The following is a 19183-nucleotide window of genomic DNA, read 5'->3' as shown; positions in this document are numbered from 1 at the left end:
TTGGCTTAGACCATCATCGGAATCGTCTTGGAGTAGGCCACACCCGGTTCTGTGCCGCCGCCTTCAAGCACAACTGGACTGTCACCAGTTATAGCAACTTTGAAGCTCCCTGAACCACCCCAGTTAATTCCAATCACGGTGAGATTATAGGATCCGCTGGACAGAATGTTTGCTGGGTTCACGGTATAGCTGACCGGTGCATTGTAGCCGGATTTCAAATGGCAGATTACTGAACTTCCCGCGGTCTGGGAGGCGATGATAATGATTTCATTGTCGCACCCTTGAACGTCTATGCTCGTAACCTTGGACATATAGCCTCTCCGTAAGTTGCCGTAGCTGAGGTGAGTTGGCAGCCTATTTGCCGTCCTCCTCACTTCCGACGTTCCAAGCGGATATATGTGATTGGGCACAAAAAACGGCGCCGAAGCGCCGTTTGGTTTTTCCAAAACAAATTGATGTCCGACTACTCGATATCCTCGACTTCGACTTCATCGCCGCCAAAGACACGTTGCGCCAGCGCGGCTTCCATAAACTGGTCGAGGTCGCCGTCCAGAACATCGCCCGGCGCCGTGCTTTGAACGCCGGTCCTAAGATCCTTGACCATCTGATACGGCTGCAAGACGTAGGAGCGGATCTGGTGGCCCCAACCGATGTCGGTCTTGGAGGCCGCTTCCGCGTTGGCCGCTTCTTCGCGCTTCTTCAGCTCCGCCTCGTAAAGACGTGCCTTCAGCATGCCCCAGGCGGTCGCCCGGTTCTTGTGCTGTGAGCGTTCGGATTGGCACTGAACAACAATCCCGGTCGGCTGGTGGGTGATGCGCACGGCCGAATCGGTGGTGTTTACGTGCTGCCCGCCTGCACCGGACGCACGGTAGGTATCAATCCGGCAGTCGCTTTCGTTGACGTCGATCTCGATCGAATCGTCAATCACAGGATAGACCCAGGCACTGGAGAAGCTGGTGTGACGGCGCGCGTTGCTGTCGTAAGGCGAAATCCGCACCAGACGGTGCACCCCGGATTCGGTTTTCAGCCAGCCATAGGCATTCTCGCCCTTGATCAGCAGTGTCGCGGATTTGATCCCGGCCTCTTCTCCGTCGTGATACTCAAGCACCTCGACCTTGAAGCCCCGCTTTTCCGCCCAGCGGCGGTACATCCGCAGGAGCATCGACGCCCAGTCCTGGCTCTCCGTGCCCCCTGCCCCGGAATTGATCTCGATGTAGGTGTCATTGCCGTCGGCTTCACCCGACAGAAGCGAGTTGAGCTGCAGTTCGTTGACTTTTTCCTTCAGGCCGCGCAGCGCGTCTTCCGCATCCTCGATGACCGACGTGTCGTCTTCCATCTCACCAAGCTCGATCAGCTCAATGTTGTCGGCCAGATCCTGCTCCAGGCCTTTGACGCCATTGATTCCGTCGTCGAGCTGCTGGCGTTCGCGCATCAGCTTCTGGGCTTTGGTGGGGTCATTCCAAAGCTCGGGATCTTCAGAAAGAGCGTTCAGCTCTTCCAGTCTTACAAGGGCCTGATCCCAGTCAAAGATGCCTCCTCAGCAGGCTTATGGCCTGCTTGATTTCATCGACGATGGCTTCCATTTCGGCGCGCATCGGATACCTCGCTTTAGTTGGTGAAACGGCCCGGATCCTCGTGTCAGGATCCGGGCCGGAATTTGGAGCCGGACATTAGCTTTCCGGGCGGGGCCTGTAAACCACCGCCAGACTGCATCCGGTCAGAACACTTTAGTAGAGGCCGCCGGTTCCTTGTAACACGGCTTGGCCTGCCTCCGGCGACACATAGGTCGGAACACCCATGGTGTCCTGGAACCCAATAACGGAATAGCTGTCCGGCGGGGCCATACCTGGTTTGAAGGCTTCCAGAATAACACCGGGAGTGCCAGCAGCAGTCCGAAGACCCGTGTTGCGATTGATCGGGATCAGCTGAAGTCCACGCGGCACGCGGAATTCCACCGGCGGCTTGTCAGCCAGAGCTTTTTTGACAAAGTCGGTGAAGATCGGTGCAGCCACCTGACCACCGGTCGCGCCACGGCCCATCGGTTTGGGATTGTCGAAACCAACAAAGACGCCAACGGCAAGCTCCGATGTGAAACCCATAAACCAAGCATCTTTTTCGTCGTTGGTGGTGCCGGTTTTGCCGGCGACTGGGCGGCCAACCGCCCGAACCGAAGTCGCAGTGCCGCGTTGAACCACGCCTTCCATCATGGAAGTGATCTGATAGGCGGTCATCGGATCGAGCACTTGCTGGCGGTCATCGATCAATTGGGGTTCGCTTTGGCCATCCCAAGCATCCTGGGTACAGCCATCACAAATCCGGCTGTCGTGCTTGTAGATTGTCCGGCCATAGCGGTCCTGGATCCGGTCAATCAAGGTCGGACGCACCTTACGGCCACCATTCGCTACAGTCGCATATGCCGTGGTCATGCGCAGGACCGTGGTTTCACCGGCGCCCAGCGACATGGAGAGAACCGGCAGCATATTGTCGTAGATGCCGAAGCGTTTGGCATATTCAGCCACCAGCGGCATGCCCATGTCCTGAGCCAGGCGCACGGTCATCACGTTCCGCGAGCGCTCAATGCCGGTGCGCAAGGTCGATGGGCCGTAGAACTTGCCGCCATAGTTTTGCGGCCGCCAAGTGCCAAGTCCCGGCCCTTGCGAGATTTCCAGCGGTGCATCCATGACCACCGAAGACGGGGTGTAGCCATTGTCGAGAGCAGCCGCATAAAGGAACGGTTTGAAGGACGACCCCGGTTGGCGATAGGCCTGTGTTGCCCGGTTGAATTCACTCTGCGCAAAGCTGAAACCACCAACCAGAGCCAATACACGACCGGTGTATGGATCCATGGCGACAAGAGCACCGGACACCTTCGGGATTTGCCTGAGCTCATATGTGCCAGGCGCAACCGGACTTGCCTGAACATAAACAACATCGCCAGGCGCCAGAACATCGGACACAGCAGAGGGCGCCCGGCCGCTGACACGGGCCCATTTCATGGTTTCCAGAAACAATGGCCCGGATTTGCGCTCTTCCGACAAAAGCCCGCTTTCCAGGCGTTTTGGCTGAATACCGACCTTGGCTTCGGTTTCGCCGCTTTCCAGAACAACCGCCAGGGTCCATTCCGGCAAGTCGCTTAAGGCTTCGATCTTCGCAAGTTCAACGCCCCAGTCCGTACCGGTGGAAATCCGGTCGACAGGACCATTCCAGCTGCCACGTTTGTGGTCGAAGCTGATCAGTCCGTCCATGAGGGACTTGCGGGCCATCTTCTGCAATTCCGGATCGAGCGTCGATCGGACAGACAAGCCGCCTTCATAGAGGCGTTTGGTACCGAAAATCTCGGCGACCTCCCGGCGGACTTCCTCTGTGAAGTACTCTGCGGCAAACAGCTTCGAGCCATGACCGCGCAGTTTCACCGTGATCGGCTTCGCCTTGGCTTCTTCGCCGTCGTCGAATGACACATGGCCATCGGCCACCATGCGATCGATCACATAGTTCCGGCGGGCAATTGCCGCTTCTGTCTTTTTGTAAGGATGATAGTTGCTCGGCCCCTTCGGCAGGGCGGCAAGGTAGGCCGCCTCTTCCAGGGCAAGTTCATGCACCGACTTGTCGAAATAAATCAGTGAAGCCGCGGCCACGCCATAAGCGCCAAATCCGAAATAGATTTCATTGAGGTAAAGTTCGAGGATCTCGTCCTTGGAATAGGCCTGCTCGATGCGGAGCGCGAGAATCGCTTCTTTGATCTTACGCTCAAACTTGATTTCGTTGGTTAGAAGGAAGTTCTTCGCGACCTGCTGCGTTATCGTCGACGCGCCCTCCGGCCGGCGTCCGGAACCGTAGTTCTGGATGAAACGGATACCAGCACGGGCAATGCCCTCCGGATCCACCCCGAGGTGCGTATAGAAATTCTTATCTTCCGCGGAGATGAATGCCTGCTTCAACCGGTCCGGCATGGCCTGGATCGGCAGGAACAACCTGCGCTCGGTGGCATATTCGGCCATCAGGCTGCCGTCAGACGCGTGCACCCGGGTCATGACCTCAGGTTCATAGTTCTTCAGAGCGCTGTAGTCCGGCAGGCCTTCGTCGAGGTGCTGCAGATACATCCACAGACCTGCGGCAATCAGCAGGCCAAGCGCTGCTCCAATGCCGAACAAGTAACCAAAGAATTTCACCAAAAACTTCATATTGCGGGCTCGTCTTTCCCCGTCTTGAGTGCCCTTGCGTGTTGTACCACGCTTTCAGGGCCTGGCACACTCAGGCGCCACATCATACAAAATCAGTCACAGCCTAACTCGTGCACCATTATGGCGATGCTGAGGCAAATGCCAGCTAAAGATTTTCGAACATTTCAATCCTGCCCTCGCTTTTACTGGGACGGAGCTGCTTTGCGGCCCGCCAGCCGCGGCCGGAAGAAACCGTGGATTGCTTCCGCCATCGCGCTGGCCATCCGCTCGCGCCACTCTTCGGAGATCAGCAATTTCTCGTCATGGGCGTTGGAAAGATAGCCAAGTTCAACCAAAACCGACGGAACATCATGGGCCTTGAGAACACGGAATCCCGCAGATCTGTGCGGATTATTGATCAAGCGGACCGCACTTTGCAGCTCATCCACCAAAGTCTTGGCAAAGTAGACGGAAAACGACCGGGTTTCCCGACGCGCCAGATCCAAAAGGATGTCCGTCACTTCCGTCGGTTCTTCATCCAGTTCCACGCCAGCAATGACGTCCGACATGTTTTCGGTTGTTGCCAGCTCTTCCGCCAACCGGTCTGATGCCTTGTTGGAAAGTGTATAGACCGTGGCACCGCGCGCGAATTTCTGTCCGCGGCGCACCGAATCAGCATGGATGGAAATAAACAGATCAGCAGCCAGATCGTGGCCGATCTGAACCCGGTCGCCGAGCGGAATGAAGGTGTCATCTTCGCGCGTCAGATGAATTTCATAACGGTCGCCTTCCGCCAATTTATCCCGCAGCAGCTTTGTGAACTCGAGCACAATGGCCTTTTCGAGTGTTCCCGCAACGCCGATCGCCCCATTGTCGATGCCGCCGTGGCCCGGATCCAGAACAATCACCGGTTTGTCCTTCGCCCGCTCTGCCGACAGCCTGTCGGCTTTTGGCGCGGCTTTCTTTGCGGCTGTGCGCGAAGGTCTGGACGCCGTGACAAACTCCGTAAACTCTTGCTCGCTCGCCCTGACAAGATCAATCACAAGGCGTGAGGGCTGATCATCCACAGATGGTAAAAAGAGGGTTTTGTCGACCCGAGCTGGGGCAGCCAGATCAACGACGACCCGCGACTTTCCAACTGCAAACAGCCCAAACCTCCAATCAGATACCAACCCCTTGCCGGCTGGATTGGACGAGCTCTGAAAGCCAAATGTGACTTCAGGCAAATCCAGAATCAATCTGTAAGGAGAGCCGAGAGCTGAAATGGTTGGTGTCAGTTGCTGGTCTACCTCAAGAACGATTCGGGTCCGATCCTGATCGCCAGCGACACGGGCAGCCGAGATAAGCGGTTTGTCTTCTGCAGCGTTCGCTACCGCCGAAGCCAGCTGAAGAATTGCAACGGCAGTCGCAACCGCAACGAGGCATAACTTGACGGCCGCCACGGCCGCAATCCAGCCGTGCGCAACAGATTTGTTCAATTTAGCTGTTAAATTCCCAAGTGCGTTCATCGTCACCAAAAAGCCGCCAAATGCGGTCGCCTCAAACACGCTGTGTTTTACGCTATCGTTCTCCCCTTCGATAGGGAAAATGGCTTATCCTGTTCACATTGCTTGCAAACCATCTCCGCGGAACGTAAAAGTACCTTACGGATTCAGGTTAGAAACCGATACTGTCCAAGGTGGCAAAAGGATACACATATCCACAAAGCCATCTGTTTACGGGCCAGTTGAACGAAAGAACAGAGGCCGTTCTAACGTTTCACAGGATTGCCCGATCGTGAAGGACAGTCTCTCGGCCCGTCTTGAAACCGCCCGCCCTGTGACGCTGCCAATTACACATGAGCAGATTTTCAACCAGGGCCCAGGCGGTCACCCAGGACAAGCTGATCCGACCCGGAGCTAGACCTGCGGCCGCAACAGGCCGGCTGGTTTCGGACACAGATTAAGAGACTTTAACTCAAGGGCTTACGTTGCCCCGAAGGACCCGCGTAATGCAAATGCTGACAACCAACATACAAGCCCCCGCCAAAGGAGCGGCCGCTTGTCATGGTCAGCCAAACGCGCCGGGCTCGGACGCTCTTGCTCACAACAGCACAACAAATACGGCAGCCATCTACCTTTCAGGCGATGCGCGGTTTCGACAGGCGCACATGAACGCTGCCGTGGAGAAATTCAATAATGGCAAACAAGATGCTGATCGACGCGGGCCACCCGGAAGAGACCCGGGTCGTCGTCGTCCGCGGCAATCGGGTTGAAGAATTCGATTTTGAAGCAGCGAATCGCAAACAGCTGCGTGGCAATATCTATCTGGCGAAGGTGACACGGGTTGAACCCTCCCTTCAGGCAGCCTTTGTGGAGTACGGCGGAAACCGGCACGGGTTCCTAGCCTTCAGCGAAATTCACCCGGATTATTATCAGATCCCGGTCGCCGACCGGGAAGCGCTTCTCGCTGCCGAGGCAGCAGAACGCCAGTCTGATGATACTGAGACGGAAGAAAAGCCAAAGCGCCGCCGCCGCTCGCGCGCAGCCCGCAATGAATCAGACACCGATACTGTTGCCAGCGAAAAAATCGAAAACGCCGAAGAAACAGACGGCGAAGCATCGGTTGAGGCAGCTGGAAATGCTGATGAAGACGGCGCCGAAACTGCTGCTGCTGACAACGCCGCAGACGATACTGAAACTGTAGGCGCTGAAGCGGAAAAAACAGCGGACGCAGACGAGGTTTCAGCATCTGAAAGCGCGGCCGACACCGAAGTTGTTGCTGCAGATGGTGACGAAACGACCGCTGAAGCAGCGTCCGAGGACGAAGCTCCGTCCGAAACTTCCGAATCCGAAGAAGTTGCGGCCGACGCCAGCACTGAAGAAGACGCAAAGCCGACACGCCGCCGCCGCCGCCGGCGCGGCAAAGCTGACGTTGAAGCTGCCACAGAAGACGAAAACGGTGACGACGAAGGTGTTGAATCCGTTGGCGCTGAAGACGCCATGGAAGAAGTTCCAGAGCGGACCGTTCCGCTGCGCAAACAGTACAAGATCCAAGAAGTCATCAAGCGCCGCCAGATCATTTTGGTGCAAGTTGTCAAAGAAGAACGCGGCAACAAAGGCGCGGCTCTGACCACTTACCTGTCGCTGGCCGGCCGCTATTCAGTTCTGATGCCGAACACCGCCCGTGGTGGCGGTATTTCCCGCAAGATCACCCAGCCGACCGACCGCAAGCGCCTGAAGAAGATTGCGTCTGAGCTGGATGTGCCAGAGGGCATGGGCGTTATCCTGCGGACTGCAGGCGCCAGCCGCACAAAGGCCGAAATCAAACGCGATTTCGAGTATTTGATGCGGCTTTGGGAGAATGTCCGGGAGCTGACCCTCAAATCCAGTGCGCCAAGCCTCGTCTATGAGGAAGGCAGTCTGGTCAAACGTTCGATACGCGATCTTTATAACAAGGACATCAATGAGGTCCTTGTTGCCGGGGACGAAGGTTACCGCGAGGCCAAGGACTTTATGCGCATGCTCATGCCGAGCCATGCCAAGAACGTTCAGCCATACCGCGACCCCTCCCCGCTGTTCATCCGCTATGGTGTGGAACCGCAGCTCGATGCAATGTTCTCGCCGCAGGTGACGCTGAAGTCCGGTGGCTACATCGTCATCAACCAAACCGAAGCTTTGGTCTCCATCGACGTGAACTCGGGCAAATCGACCCGTGAACACAACATCGAGGACACCGCCCTTCAGACAAACCTGGAAGCGGCGGAAGAAGTGACCCGCCAGCTGCGCCTGCGCGATCTGGCCGGTCTTGTTGTCATCGACTTCATTGATATGGAGGAATCGAAGAACAACCGGGCGGTTGAGCGCAAGCTGAAAGAGTGCCTGAAGAGCGACCGGGCCCGCATCCAGGTTGGCCGGATCTCGCATTTCGGTCTTCTGGAAATGTCGCGCCAACGCCTGCGCACCGGTGTTCTGGAAAGCTCGACCACCCCTTGCCCGCATTGTCAGGGCACCGGCATGATCCGCTCCGTGGAATCGGTTGCGCTGCACGTCCTGCGCTCCATTGAGGACAACCTGCTCAAAGGCGCAACCCACGATCTGATCATCCGCACTACGGCGGAAGTTGCGCTCTATATCCTGAACCAGAAACGGTCCAACCTTTTCGACCTGGAAACACGCTTTGCCGTTGGCATCGAGGTGCAGTCCGACCACATGGTCAATGGCCAGCTCTATGTGCTTGAGCGCGGTGCACCAATTGACCGCGACCGTGTTCCGGCTCCGTCTCCGATCGTTCAACCGGACATGATCGAGATCATCGACGAAGACACCGAGCAGCCGGTTATTGAAGAACAGGCACAGGACGAAGATGGCGGTGACCGCCGCAAGCGCCGCCGCAGAAAGCGTCGGCGGGGCGGCTCGGATGCCCAACAAGAGGGTTCAGAAGGAACCGAAGCGCAAGCCGACAGCAGCGATGCTGATAGCGAGCAAGGCGAAACCCAGGACGCCCGCGGTTCGGATGACAGTGACGACGATGAACCGCGCCGCAAACGCCGCCGGGGCCGCCGGGGTGGCCGCCGCGGCCGCCGGGACGATGAGACAGAGGCGCGCTCAGATGAATCTGCTGAAGTAAGCGCGGATGCGGAAACAACTGACAGCGACGACGGTGAAGCCACGGTTGAAGCTCAATCCGGCGAAACACCTGTCGATCAACCTTCAGAAACCAGCGCCGTTTCTGATGACGCTGTGAACGGAAGTGTCACTGAAACTGCAGCAGATGCGGCGACAGAAGAGACTGCACCGGCAGAAGCGGAAGTGACGGCAGAGGTCGACGGAGACAGCTCTGAAGAGAAAACCGCCCCAGCCGATGAGGACATTGTCGTCGAAACCCCGACGTCAGAACAGCCGGTGGCTGCCGAAGCGGAAGAAGAGCCTGTTAAGCCGTCTGCACCGGCTGAACCGGTGGTGACCAGCGAAACCTCCGGTGACGAAAAGAAAGACAAACCGAAACGCGGCGGCTGGTGGCAGCGCGGACGGTCGTTCTTCTGAAAAGTTGTCAGTCAATGAGGAATTTAGAAAGGCGGCCGAGTGGCCGCCTTTCTTTTTTCCGCTCAGATCCAGTCTTTCAGGAGCCCCAACGCGGATTTCATGTCGTCATGGGCACCGGCAAAGGAAAAGCGAATAAACTCCTTGCCATGGACAGGGTCGAAATCCACGCCCGGCGTGGCAGCAACCCCTGCCTCGTGCAGCATGCGTTTGGCGAAAGCCAAGCTGTCATCGCTGAACCGGCTGATGTCGGCGTAAACATAAAACGCTCCGTCCACCGGTAGAAGCTTGTCGAACCCGATTTGCGGCAACCCTTCCAAGAGCAATTGCCGGTTGGCCGCATATCCGGCCTTAACCGCCTCCAGTTCCTGAACGGCGTCCAGCGCGGCACCTGCTGCAATTTGGGACAGTTCCGGCGGTGAGATATAAAGGCTTTGCGCGATCCGTTCCGTTGGACGGACCAGTTGTTCCGGCAGCACCATCCAGCCAATCCGCCACCCAGTCATGCAGTAATATTTGGAGAAACTGTTGATGATGATCGCGTTTTGCGAGGTTTCCAGGGCGGTCTTCTGCTCACCGGCATAATCGAGACCATGATAGATCTCATCTGAGATGAACCAGATCCCGGCATCGTCACAATATCTGATCAGCTCTGCTAGCGCTTCGGCTGTCATCATTGTTCCGGTCGGATTGGCCGGGCTTGCCACTAGCACGCCCTTCACTGGCCCGTCTATTTGGGCCGCCTCCAGATGCGCTGGCGTCAAGCTCCAACGGGTATCGGCCCCCACTTCCACTTCAACCGGAACAAGCCCAAGCGCTTTTAAGATATTGCGGTAAGCAGGATACCCTGGTGCCGTCAGCACAATCCGATCACCTGGATCGAAGGCGGCAAGAAAAGTCAGGTTAAATCCGGCAGACGATCCAGTCGTTGCCATGATCCGGCTGGCCGACACATCGACGCCGTAGGTCTTGCGGTAATGGCCGGACAAGGCATCCCGCAGCGGCTTGATACCCAGGGCTTCGGTGTATCCGAGTTTGCCGTGTTTGAGCGCTTCGGAAGCAGCGGCAAGCGCCGGTTTCGGAGCCGGTGCAGATGGCTGTCCAACTTCCATATGGATGATTTTGCGTCCGGCGGCCTCCAGTTGGGCTGCCTCTGCTAAAACGTCCATGGCTATGAACGGCGCGACTTCACTGCGGTTCGACGGCTGGAAACGGCCATGTGCCATGGGCTGGTCCTTTAAATTCGAAAAGTGGATCGGACATGGATTTGCCCCCTGCCCCTAAATGCACGTGCGCCAATACGCAAGGGCTGGCGCAATCAACTGCTCTTCTAAAACCATTTCGCCAGCTTTTTATCAGGTTTGATACCAGCGTTCCTTGACCGGTGGTGTCTGCCCCCATACCTTCGCCACAAATAGGTTTCAATGCTTTGGAATGCTCTTGTTGACCCAAGTTGTTAATGGCCTTCGGACAAGGCTCGCCCAGCCTGCCCCTTCCGCAGCCCCTGCCCTACAAGTTTTGCGCGCAGCTGCCCGCAAGACAATGGCGTTTGCCTGTGCCAGCGCTCTGGCCCTGCCCGTCGCCGTGTCGCCCGCTTCTGCACAAAGAAAACTTCCGCTGGTCCGGGATGCGGAGATTGAAGGTCTGATGCGCGACTATGCCAAACCGATATTCAAGGTGGCCGGTCTGGGCAATTCCGAACCGTCGATCATTTTGGTCAACGATAAGAGCTTCAACGCGTTTGTTCCCGATTCCCGGCGTATGTTCATCAACATCGGCGTTATCATGGAAGCCGAGACTCCTGGCGAAGTCATCGGTGTGATAGCTCACGAATCCGGTCACATTGCCGGCCGCCATCTGGTCCGTTTGCGGGCGGCCGCAGCTAACGCTCAGATCATGTCCGTCATCGGCATGATCCTTGGTGCCGGGGCAGCGGCCGCTGGTGCCGCATCTGGAGCTGGCCAGGCGACCAGCGGCGGTGTGGCGGCAGCGGCCAGCGCTGGGTCGCTCGGACAGCGGTCATTCTTGGCCTATCAGCGCGGAGAAGAAGCCGCGGCCGACCGGGCAGCCCTTCGGTACTTGGACAAAACGGGGCAAAGCGCGCGCGGGTTGTTGAAAAACTTCCAGCGAATGGCCGAACAACAAATGTTCTCAAAACGGTTCGCAGACCCTTACGCAATCAGCCATCCGATGGCGCAAGACCGTTTCAACGGCCTTTTGACTGATGCGCAAAAATCTAAGTATTTCGACAAACCAGATGACTACGTGTTGCAATACCGGCATGAAATGGCGAAGGCAAAACTCTTTGCCTTTACCAGTCATCCCTCGGCCACTCTTAGAAAATACCCGCGCAAGGACAAAAGCCCGCCAGCTCAATACGCCCGCGCCATCGCCGCCATGCAGGCGCGCGGAAAAGCAGCCGTCAAGGAAATCGATCCGCTGATCCGCCAGCATCCAACCAATGCCTATTTCCATGAGCTGAAGGGACAGGCCCTGCTGGAGGGTGGTAATCCCAAAGGAGCAATTCCCTCTTTCCGCAAGGCGCTTGCCATCAAACCGAATGAAACTCAATTCATGGTGTGGCTTGGATATGCGCTTGTCGGTGCCAACAATCCGTCCTATCTGCCCGAGGCAGAAAGGGTTTTGAAGAAAGCCATCCAGCGCGACCCGAATTCGGGTGTTGCATACGCTCAGCTGGCGATTGCCCATGGCCGTCAGGGCGAACGCGCCGAAGCTGATCTTGCAACCGCAAAAGGCTTGATGGTGCGCGGCGATTTTGGTGCCGCAAAACGCTACGCTGCGCGTGCTCAAAAAAGTTTGAAGCGAGGTTCAGCCGCATGGCTTCAAGCTGATGATATTGTCGCCTTCAAACCACCCAGCGTGCCTGGTCAAAGAAGGCGCTGATTTTTTTGAACCCAATAACTGCTGCCGCCTTGGACGCCGCAGTTTCAGGAGCAACACATGAACCGTAACTCAATTATCTGGCGCCTACCATTGGCACAATGTGCTGCGCTGGTAGCCCTGCTCTTTTCCATTTTGAGCACGCCAGTGGTTGCTCAGGACCTAGATCGTGGCGAAATCGAGAATATCGTTCGCGACTACCTTTTGAAGAATCCGGAGATCATTACAGAAGCTCTCGCGGAGCTGGACAGGCGTGAAAAGGCAGCAGAAGAAGCCGCCCGCCGGGAAGTCCTGACCAGCAGTTCCGATATCCTTTACAACTCCACACGTCAGGTTGTTCTAGGGAACCCGACCGGATCGGTCACATTGGTCGAATTCTTCGATTATAACTGTGGCTACTGCAAACGCGCCTATGGCGACATGGTCCGCCTGATGGAAGAAAATCCAGACCTACGCGTGGTATTGAAGGAATTCCCTGTTTTGGGACAGCCGTCGGTTGAAGCTGCTCAGGTGGCTGTTGCGGTGAATGAGGTCGCTCCGGACAAATATGGCGCCTTCCATGAAGCGCTAATGATGCGCCGCGGCCAGGCCAACCGGGCCAGCGCCCTAGAGGCCGCAACCAACGCCGGCATTTCCGAAGAAGCACTTTTGGAGGCTATGAGCACTGATGTGGCAGGCCAGACAATCGAAGAGGTTTACACGCTCGCCAACCGCCTCGGCCTGACAGGAACGCCGTCCTATGTTGTTGGAGAGGAAGTGATCATGGGAGCCGTTGGTTACGACCAACTCAGCTCGAAACTGACCGACTTGAAGAATTGTGGTCAAACAACCTGTTAATCAAGCTGCTTTGAAACCGGAAATCTTTAGTTTTGACCCGGTTTCAGGGGTTTTCCTGACCCCTTTGAATGCCTATAAGAAGCTTGGTCCGGTTTCGTAGGGAAATCAGACAAAGTATCTAGATCCGCTTTACAGTTCGGCGGAGCAAAAAGCGTGTTGCTGCTTAGCTAATATCTGGCCGTACTGACCTTTTTTGGTTGGCGCGGCCAAAATTGCGACTTGGAACAGATCGCCAATCAGTTTCCTGCAAGCGAACGCTTCTTGCGGCCCGAGTACGAGAGCCAGAAGACATGAATAAAGATAACAAGAGTTTCGACACGGCGCTGATCCGCGATTTGGCCGTTTTGCTTGATGAGACCAATCTGACCGAAATCGAACTGGAACAGGGCGAGACCCGTATCCGGGTCGCCCGTGAGATTTCGTTTACAGCCCCGGTTAGTGTTGCAGCTCCTGCTGCAGCGCCAGCACCGGTTGCCCCAGTTGCAGCTGCTGCACCGGCTGCAGCCGCAGCTCCCGCCCCAGCTGCCGACGCGTCCAGCCATCCGGGCACCATCACCTCACCGATGGTTGGAACTGCCTATCTGGCGGCAGAACCGGGCGCTGCCCCGTTCATCCAGGTTGGCGACAAAGTCGCAGAAGGCCAGTCGATCCTGATCATTGAAGCCATGAAAACGATGAACCATATCCCGGCGACCAAAGCTGGCACGGTCAAGCAGATCCTCGTGGAAGACGCCCAGCCGGTGGAATTCGGCGAACCGCTCATTATCGTCGAATAAGGAGCCGTTCCGGCCATGTTCTCCAAAATCCTTATCGCGAACCGCGGCGAAATTGCCCTGCGCATCTTGCGTGCTTGTAAAGAGCTTGGCATTTCCACGGTCGCAGTTCATTCCACCGCGGACGCCGACGCCATGCATGTTCGCCTGGCGGATGAAAGCGTCTGTATCGGTCCGCCTGCCGCACGCGACAGCTATCTGAACATTCCGCAACTTCTCGCCGCCTGTGAAATCACCGGCGCAGATGCAGTTCATCCGGGCTACGGTTTTCTATCGGAAAACGCCCGGTTTGCGGAAATCCTCGAGGCCCACGACATCGTCTTCATTGGCCCGACCTCCGATCACATCAAGATCATGGGCGACAAGATCCAGGCGAAACAAACCGCCAAAGACCTTGGAATTCCGGTGGTTCCAGGATCTGATGGCGAAGTGACAGCGGCTGACGATGCCCATGCGATTGCGCGGGAAATCGGCTTCCCGGTTCTGGTGAAAGCAGCCAGTGGCGGCGGTGGTCGCGGCATGAAGGTTGCGCTGACCGAGGCCGATCTCGATACGGCCCTGTCGACGGCCCGCTCCGAGGCAAAAGCCGCCTTCGGCGACGATGCCCTCTACATGGAAAAATATCTCGGCAAGCCGCGGCACATCGAGATCCAGGTTCTGGGTGACGGGCAAGGCAATGCAGTTCACTTGGGCGAGCGCGACTGTTCCTTGCAGCGCCGCCACCAGAAAGTTCTGGAAGAAGCCCCTTCCCCGTGCCTCAATCCGGAACAGCGCGCTGAGATTGGCGAAATCGTTGCCAATGCCATGCGCAAGCTGAAATACCGCGGCGTCGGTACGGTTGAGTTTCTTTACGAAAACGGCGAGTTCTATTTCATCGAAATGAACACCCGCCTGCAGGTGGAACACCCGGTCACGGAAATGATCACTGGCATCGACCTTGTCAATGAACAGATCCGGATTGCGGCAGGTGGTACCCTGGACATGAGCCAGGATGACATTTCCTTTGACGGTCATGCGATCGAGTGCCGCATCAACGCGGAAGACCCGGTCACCTTCGCACCGTCACCGGGCACGATTACCTATTACCACCCGCCGGGTGGTCTGGGCGTGCGCGTCGATTCTGGTGTTTATCAGGGTTACAAAATCCCGCCTTATTACGACAGCCTGATCGGCAAGTTGATCGTGCACGGTCGCAACCGCGTCGAATGCATGATGCGCCTGCGCCGGTGCCTCGACGAGTTTGTCGTCGACGAAATCAAGTCGACCATTCCGCTATTCCGCAATCTGGTTGAAAACCAGGATATCGCCAACGGCCAGTACGACATTCACTGGCTGGAAAAATACCTGGCAGACAAATCGAAATAACAAAGGGGCGGCAACGCCCCTTTTTCTTTGGGGGTATCAGAAGTCAGATAAATCCCAGGACCGCTGCTGCCAAAGCGTTGTCGTTGGCGGAGACAATACAGGGTGTTCCGGTCGGAACGGAGATTTCGAATTTCGGATCACCGTTGTCGGTGTAGATCAGCCCAATGACCGTGGCGACGTCATATTTCTGCGTCTGCGGATAGCCGCGTACGACATACGAATTGGCCGGGACCGTAAAGCCGATCGTATTCTTATAACCTTCCGTTTCACTCGACTGTTTTTGATCCGTATTTGTGGTTCCGCGGCTGTAGGAATACATGCTGCCGATATCGACAACGCCAGCGATTTTGTAAGATGGGATCTTGAAGCTGTGCATCGATGAGTTCTGGTAGATCGTCACACTACCGGCCGTATCGGATGCCGACCTCTCGAGGCTTAAGTTTGTGTCAAAGGTCAGCGGGTTCTTCACAAACGGTATATCAAACCGGATTTCCTTCAGTCCCTGAAATAGATTGGCAACCTCTGGGGTTTTCGGGATCGCGGAAATGATCGACACATTGTTGATGTAGGTCCGGCTTTTACCGGTGAACTGATTATAGGCAAGATTGACGATGGTCCGGCGGATGGTGTCCTGGCCAGCCGTCACCAGAAGCTTCAATCCAGTATCATTGACCTGGGAGAAGATCTGATAGCTGTTCGCATTTCGCTGATTGTACAGGTCAACTTCCCGCTTGATGCTGTCCAACAATGGAAGTTGCTGCGTGACGTTGTTCTTGGCTGTTTCGAACAGCCCAACAGGAGCCGCAACCAATAGGTCTGTTTGCGGATTTCCTTGGATCGCAGGTAGATAAGAAATGACAAAAGCGACCAGCCGCTTGCCATAACGTTTAGCGTCTTTTGAATCGATACTCGCCGTCTGGCAGTAATAGGTCGTGATCTTCGCGATCTGCGACATGGCGGTGAGGTCCACAGCCACCTGTTGTCCGACATCCCCTGCACTAAGATCACATCCAGCGGAAATACAGGCGTTGCTTTCCGTACAGGCCTGGATCCGGCGCAAGGGGTATTGACCGGCCGGGTCTTTCGAATCCTTAAAGGCAAATCCAAGGACTGTGAAATCCTGCGGATAAGAATCCAGCGCAAGCAATTCTGCGCAGCCCGGACTGCTCAACAAATCGTAAGGCTCGGGATTGCCGACATCCCCCGCATTTTGCAGCCGGACCGAGAGGTTGGTTTGCAGCTGGTCACTTATGGCTTGAAATTGTTGGTCGGTAGACTTGAAGGTCACGCGCATCCGGCCAGCCTTTCTTTTATAAGGGGCGATTTGCCCCGGGTTTGTCTTGAAAGACGGCTGAGGCAGACAAATGTGATTAGTTACGCGGCTTTCATGCACAGGCAGAAGAGGCAAGCCGCAACTCGCCGGTTGAAGACTTGAACATTTCGGTTTTTCTTTTGCCGTTTTTCAGGAACATTTAGCCTGAAGAGGCTGGACCTGCCGGCAGACAATACGTAAAAGGCAACGCCCTAGCCTAACGCAGTGTAAACCGGTCCGGCGTCACACTCAGAATTGGTACAACGGATAACAGACATTCGATGGCAGGATATAAGGACGATTTCATCTTGGAGATAACACCGCAGGTCCTTCTAAAGGCCTATGCCTGCGGATTGTTTCCGATGGCTGAATCCGCCGAGGATCCGGGCCTATTCTGGTTAGAACCGGAACGCCGCGGCATCCTGCCTCTTGATACAGTTCACATTCCGCGCCGCTTGAAACGCACCATTCGCAGCGATGTTTTTGAAATCCGGATCAGCACGGATTTTCAAGGTGTGATCAACGGATGCTCAGAGCCGATGCCCGGACGCCGCAAAACCTGGATCAACCGGGAGATCCGGCGTCTTTATGGCGAATTGTTCGAGATGGGCTACTGCCAAACTGTTGAGGCCTGGCAAGGTGGAGTGCTGGTCGGCGGCCTTTATGGCGTCAGTTTGAACGGTGCATTCTTCGGCGAAAGCATGTTCACCTTCAAAACGGATGCCTCCAAGGTGTGCTTGGCGCATCTGATCGCCCGGCTGATTGCCGGGGGGTACACGCTTCTGGATACACAATTTGTGACCGACCATCTCAGCAAATTCGGGACCGTTGAAGTTGCCCGGGACGCCTACAACACGCTGTTGAGCGATGCCTTGCAGAAAGAGACCGATTTTTATGCCTTGTCTCAAAGGGCGAATGGTCAGGACGTATTGAACATTCTGGATAGTCAGCAAACAGCGACGTAGATGCCGTCTGGCGAATTCGTCCACACGGCCTAGACAAAACCGATCACCGCGGTGGTCAAGTTCAAGTCCACGACCGCCTGCTGCCCCTGCATGTCAAAAACAATCGCAGGAATATTCATCGGGATGCTGATGGAATAGTTCGATGCAGTCGCGTAGTCCGTACTGTTGTAGTACTGGCTTGTCGCCTGCATATTATTGACAATTGGTACGGTGCTCGTAATCGCCTCATCGTCCATGTTGTAGGAATACTCACACTCGCAGCTCCCCCCTTGGCTCTCCTGTTTTATTGTGAAAAGGGGCCCAGTACGCTTGGCAACACGAAAGGGAAGGTCAACGTTCTGGAACACTGTCTGATCGCCGCCACCCGGGTAAACACCGTTTGAAATCACTCCCAATCCCGCCACCGAGACTGTCGGATTTCCTTGGGTTTGAGGCATTTCGACAAGAATGGTCCCCTGCCTCCTTAGAATGTTCGTGGTGCTGACAGCCTGACCGCCTTGCATCCGGCAGACCAGCTGCATGCCGTAATTCCCAGTGAAATATGAAAACTGGACGACCGCCGCCGTATTGTCCAAGGGCGTCGCGGGAAAGCTGTTTGAGACGTAACAATCCACCGGAACGGTGAGCTGCACACTGTCTGTCTGATCGATTGTGACCGACGCTTCTCTTTGTTTTGTGATCGTCTGTGCGCTGGTCCGCGAATAAATCGAACCGACAGTGAAAATCTTGCCAATTCCGACCTGCGGAATGCTGAAGGTGCTGGACGTTGATTTTTGAAAGATGTCAATTGACCCGTTTTTCTTGGATTCACCGTGACCAAATGTACAGGTCATAGCCAATCCGGAAGGGTTCTTCTTGAACGGGATCTGAAAATTGAGGGTCTCCAGGTTTTCAAACATCGACGAAACCGTGGCCTTGATGTCCACAGCGGATATCAGGCTGAAATTGCCTATGTAAGTCCGGCTCGATCCGAGAAAACTTGAATATCGGATGTTGATGACCTTGTTGCCATTTCCGTCTGTCGGGCCCAATTGCAAGCCGGAGTCATTGATTGACCAGAAGATGTAATAGTCCTTGTGCCGGGTGTTGTCGTTATATTGCCCAACCGCCGTTTCTATCGCTGTGATGATCGCGGAAGGATCTTGACCGGTGGCCGCCTGGTTGAGGGATGTGATTGACAAAGGCCCCGATGATGAAGCCTCATAGACATAGGTCACTTCATTTTGCTGGTTCCGGCCAATAAACAATAACGCAACCAGACGCACCCCGTATTCGTCCTGCTTCTTGCCCTCTGATTTGCGCATGGTGCAGTAATAGGTTCGCAGTTCCGTTATCTCGATCAGTTCGGTCAAATCGAGCAACGTAGCGCCAAAGACGACATCACTGCTTTTGGTTTCCAATCCGATCTTGAATTCCGTATTTTGGGCCCCCTTGGCCACCATCGCACGGAGCGGGTAAACTTTTGCAGGGTCGTCGTCCTTCTTGAAGCCGAACCCAATGGTTTTTATCTCGGTCGCCAACTCGGGCACCACCATCATGCGCGGGCAAGGCTTTCCAAGAAGCGCCGTCAGGTTCTGCGCATATGCCCGGTCTTCAGACAAGGCGGCCGCGTCTTCAAGACCGGCTTTAAGTTTGTCCCGCAAAGTCTTGAAATTGGCGTCCACCTGTTGCTGTCCGGCTTGCGGATCGGGTACTCGCTTGTAATTGGTAATCATGCAAACGGTCCTCGCCATCTCTAGGGATGCCGGTAAGACGCACAGCATGCAAGTTTGTGAGAAATCACCTCGCACCGACAGCGTTATTCGCGTTTTTTGGGCGCGCAGCCCAAAATAAAAAAGGTCCGCGATTG

The 19183-nt window shown here is 55.8% G+C and carries 13 protein-coding genes; 6 read left to right on the top strand and 7 right to left on the bottom strand.

What is annotated here, in order from left to right; translation table 11 throughout:
- Window positions 1–5 precede the first annotated feature (5 nt).
- The 4 genes from ACOOFE_RS10330 to ACOOFE_RS10315 all read right to left on the bottom strand — a co-directional run bounded on the left by ACOOFE_RS10330 (window position 6) and on the right by ACOOFE_RS10315 (window position 5602).
- Window positions 6–311 carry a hypothetical protein gene (locus tag ACOOFE_RS10330; protein ID WP_420414846.1) on the bottom strand — a complete coding sequence of 102 codons (306 nt, stop codon included), beginning with the start codon at window positions 309–311 and terminating at the stop codon, window positions 6–8.
- A gap of 152 nt (window positions 312–463) precedes the next feature.
- A protein-coding gene (gene prfB, locus ACOOFE_RS10325; RefSeq protein ID WP_141186349.1) for a peptide chain release factor 2 occupies window positions 464–1595 on the bottom strand; the annotation gives its coding sequence in 2 pieces (ribosomal slippage) (window positions 464–1525 and window positions 1527–1595; 1131 coding nt in all).
- 132 nt (window positions 1596–1727) lie between these two features.
- On the bottom strand, window positions 1728–4172 hold the full coding sequence (locus ACOOFE_RS10320) for a penicillin-binding protein 1A (RefSeq protein ID WP_420415561.1): 2445 nt from the start codon (window positions 4170–4172) through the stop codon (window positions 1728–1730).
- Between the two features lie 191 nt (window positions 4173–4363).
- The gene (locus ACOOFE_RS10315; protein WP_420414845.1) at window positions 4364–5602 is read right to left on the bottom strand and encodes an N-acetylmuramoyl-L-alanine amidase; all 1239 of its coding nucleotides are present in this window, start codon (window positions 5600–5602) and stop codon (window positions 4364–4366) included.
- Window positions 5603–6337: 735 nt separating this feature from the next.
- On the opposite strand from ACOOFE_RS10315, the gene ACOOFE_RS10310 reads away from it, so the two are divergent.
- Window positions 6338–9184, top strand: a complete 2847-nt coding sequence (locus ACOOFE_RS10310) for an Rne/Rng family ribonuclease (protein ID WP_420414844.1) — start codon at window positions 6338–6340, stop codon at window positions 9182–9184.
- Between the two features lie 62 nt (window positions 9185–9246).
- On the opposite strand, the gene ACOOFE_RS10305 is transcribed toward ACOOFE_RS10310, so the two are convergent.
- Complete coding sequence (locus ACOOFE_RS10305; RefSeq protein WP_420414843.1) at window positions 9247–10407, bottom strand: pyridoxal phosphate-dependent aminotransferase; 1161 nt, start codon at window positions 10405–10407, stop codon at window positions 9247–9249.
- A 217-nt stretch (window positions 10408–10624) separates the two neighbouring features.
- Here ACOOFE_RS10305 and ACOOFE_RS10300 point away from each other — a divergent pair, with 217 nt between their 5' ends.
- From ACOOFE_RS10300 to accC, 4 genes are all read left to right on the top strand, one after another.
- Window positions 10625–12085, top strand: coding sequence for a M48 family metalloprotease (locus tag ACOOFE_RS10300; RefSeq protein WP_420414842.1), 1461 nt, complete (start codon window positions 10625–10627; stop codon window positions 12083–12085).
- A 57-nt stretch (window positions 12086–12142) separates the two neighbouring features.
- A complete protein-coding gene (locus ACOOFE_RS10295) occupies window positions 12143–12919 on the top strand; it encodes a DsbA family protein (RefSeq protein WP_420414841.1) in 777 nt (258 codons plus the stop codon).
- A 290-nt stretch (window positions 12920–13209) separates the two neighbouring features.
- Window positions 13210–13695, top strand: coding sequence for an acetyl-CoA carboxylase biotin carboxyl carrier protein (accB, locus tag ACOOFE_RS10290; protein WP_420414840.1), 486 nt, complete (start codon window positions 13210–13212; stop codon window positions 13693–13695).
- A 15-nt stretch (window positions 13696–13710) separates the two neighbouring features.
- Complete coding sequence (accC, locus tag ACOOFE_RS10285; protein ID WP_141186342.1) at window positions 13711–15057, top strand: acetyl-CoA carboxylase biotin carboxylase subunit; 1347 nt, start codon at window positions 13711–13713, stop codon at window positions 15055–15057.
- 43 nt (window positions 15058–15100) lie between these two features.
- On the opposite strand, the gene ACOOFE_RS10280 is transcribed toward accC, so the two are convergent.
- Window positions 15101–16345 carry a hypothetical protein gene (locus tag ACOOFE_RS10280; protein WP_420414839.1) on the bottom strand — a complete coding sequence of 415 codons (1245 nt, stop codon included), beginning with the start codon at window positions 16343–16345 and terminating at the stop codon, window positions 15101–15103.
- A 305-nt stretch (window positions 16346–16650) separates the two neighbouring features.
- On the opposite strand from ACOOFE_RS10280, the gene aat reads away from it, so the two are divergent.
- Window positions 16651–17334: a leucyl/phenylalanyl-tRNA--protein transferase gene (gene aat / locus ACOOFE_RS10275; protein WP_420414838.1), complete on the top strand. Its 684-nt coding sequence runs from the start codon at window positions 16651–16653 to the stop codon at window positions 17332–17334.
- A gap of 29 nt (window positions 17335–17363) precedes the next feature.
- On the opposite strand, the gene ACOOFE_RS10270 is transcribed toward aat, so the two are convergent.
- Entirely contained in the window at window positions 17364–19049 is a 1686-nt protein-coding gene (locus tag ACOOFE_RS10270; protein ID WP_420414837.1) for a hypothetical protein, read from the bottom strand.
- Window positions 19050–19183: the final 134 nt, after the last annotated feature.

It is taken from the genome of Roseibium sp. (assembly GCF_965216085.1).
Classification (GTDB): domain Bacteria; phylum Pseudomonadota; class Alphaproteobacteria; order Rhizobiales; family Stappiaceae; genus Roseibium.
Note: the sequence above shows the minus strand (reverse complement) of the source record. Positions and strands in the feature narration are given on the sequence as shown.